This window comes from Rhizobacter sp. P3_C12 (assembly GCF_056402735.1).
In genome coordinates this window covers 1-2,227 of sequence record NZ_JBFUGW010000517.1, presented here as the reverse complement: position 1 = coordinate 2,227, position 2,227 = coordinate 1, and the positions used below count along the sequence as shown (strand labels likewise).

Annotated in this window: 1 pseudogene; it reads right to left on the bottom strand. The window is 70.0% G+C overall.

Annotated features, from left to right (window positions below):
• Window positions 1-2,227 (bottom strand): annotated as a pseudogene (locus tag AC1DXV_RS33980) (heme utilization protein); the annotation flags it as partial.

The following is a 2,227-nucleotide window of genomic DNA, read 5'->3' as shown; positions in this document are numbered from 1 at the left end:
GTGCTCAGCGCGTTCAGCGAGTCGGAGCTCAGCGAGGCCAGCTGGGTGGTCGTCAGTGCGGCGACTTGCGCGGTCGTCAGCGATGCCACCTGGTCCGAGGTGAGGGCCGCGAACTGGTCGCTGTTCAGGCCACGGATGCCGGCGGTGCTGATCGCACGCAGGTCGGCGGATTCCAGGTGCGGAATCTGGTCGCTGGTCAGCGCGGCGACTTGCGCGGTGCCGAGCGCGGCGTAGTGGGCCGTCGTCAGCGCGCGCAGGTCATCGCTTTCCAGGCCGGCCACCTGGCTGGCCTTCAGCGCGGCGACCTGGGCGGTCGACAGCGCGGCGAAGTCGGCGGTGTTCAGCGCGTTCAGGTCTTCGGTCGTCAGGTTGGCGACCTGGGTGGTCGACAGCGCGGCGACCTGGGCCGTCGACAGCGCGCCCATGTGGTCGGAGTTCAGCGCGGAGAGCTGGTCGCTGTTCAGCGCGCGGATCGCCGCGGTGCTGAGGGCGCGCAGATCCTGCGTCTCCAGGTGCGACATCTGCGTCGTCGTGATGGCGGCCGCCTGGGCGGTGGTCATCGCGGCGAACTGCGCGGTGGTCAGCGCGTTCAGGTTGTTGGTGTTCAGGCCGTCGACCTGCGGCGTCGAGGTCAGCGCGGCGACCTGGGCGGTCGTCAGCTGGGCCATCTGGTCGGAGGTCAGCGCATTGATCTGGTCGGTGTTCAGCGCGCGGATCGCGGCGGTGCTGAGCGCGCGCAGGTCGGCCGATTCGAGGTTCGGGATCTGGTCGGTCGTCAGCGCAGCGGCCTGGGCCGAGTTCATCGCGGCGTATTGCGCGGTGCTCAGCGCACGCAGGTCATCGGACTGCAGGCCGGCGATCTGGGTGGCGGTCAGCGAGGCGACCTGGGCGGTCGACAGCGCGGCGAACTGCGCGGTGTTCATCGCGTTCAGGTCGTCGGTCGTCAGGTTGGTCAGCTGGGCGGTCGTGAGGCCGGCGACTTGCGCGGTCGTCAGCTGGCCCATCTGGTCCGAGGTCAGCGCATCGACTTGCGCGGTGGTCCAGTTGCGCAGCGCGGCGGTGCTCAGCGTGCGCAGGTCCGACGATTCCAGGTGCGGGATCTGGTCGGTCGTCAGCGCAGCGGTCTGCGCGCTCGACATCGCGGTGAACTGCGCGGTGCTCAGTGCGTTCAGGTCGTCCGAGGCCAGCGAGGCGATCTGCGTGGTCGTCAGCGCGGCCACCTGCGTGGTCGTCAGCGACGCGATCTGGTCGGAGGTGAGGGCCGCGAACTGGTCGCTGTTGAGGCCGCGGATGCCGGCGGTGCTGATCGCACGCAGGTCCGAGGACTCGATGTTGGGCATCTGGTCGCTGGTCAGCGCGGCGACCTGGGCGGTGGTCAGCGCGGCGTACTGGCCGGTGGTCAGTGCGCGCAGGTCATCGGATTGCAGGCCGGCGATCTGCGTCGGCGTCAGCGCGGCGACTTGCGCGGTCGACAGCGCGACGAACTGCGCGGTGTTCATCGCGTTCAGGTCGTCGGTGGTCAGGTTCGCCAGTTGCGAGGTGGTCAGCGCGGCCACTTGCGCGGTCGTCAGCTGGCCCATCTGGTCGGAGGTCAGCGCATCGACCTGGGCGGTCGTCCAGTTGCGCAGCGCGGCGGTGCTCAGTGCGCGCAGGTCGGACGATTCCAGCGTCGGGATCTGGTCGGTGGTCAGCGAGGCGGCTTGCGCGGTCGACAGCGTCGCGAACTGCGTGGTCGTCAGCGCGTTCAGGTCGTCGGTGCCCAGCGTGGACAGCTGGGTCGTCGTCAGCGCGGCGACCTGGCCGGTCGTCAGCGCGGCCATCTGGTCGCTGGTCAGCGCACCGAGCTGGTCGGAGTTGAGCTGGCGCAGCGCGGCGGTGCTGATGGCACGCAGGTCGCTGGACTCGAGGTTCGGGATCTGGTCGGTGGTCAGTGCGGCGACTTGCGCGGTCGTCAGCGCAGCGAACTGGGCGGTGCTCAGCGCGCGCAGGTCATCGGACTGCAGGCCGGCGATCTGCGTCGGCGTCAGCGCGGCGACCTGGGCGGTCGACATCGCGGCGAACTGGTTCGTCGTCAGCGCGTTCAGGTCGTCGGTGACCAGGTTGGCGAGCTGGGCGGTCGTCAGCGCGGCGACTTGCGCCGTCGTCAGCTGGGCCATCTGGTCGCTGGTCAGCGCGTCGACCTGCGCGGTCGTCCAGTTGCGGATCGCGGCGSTGCTCAGCGCACGCA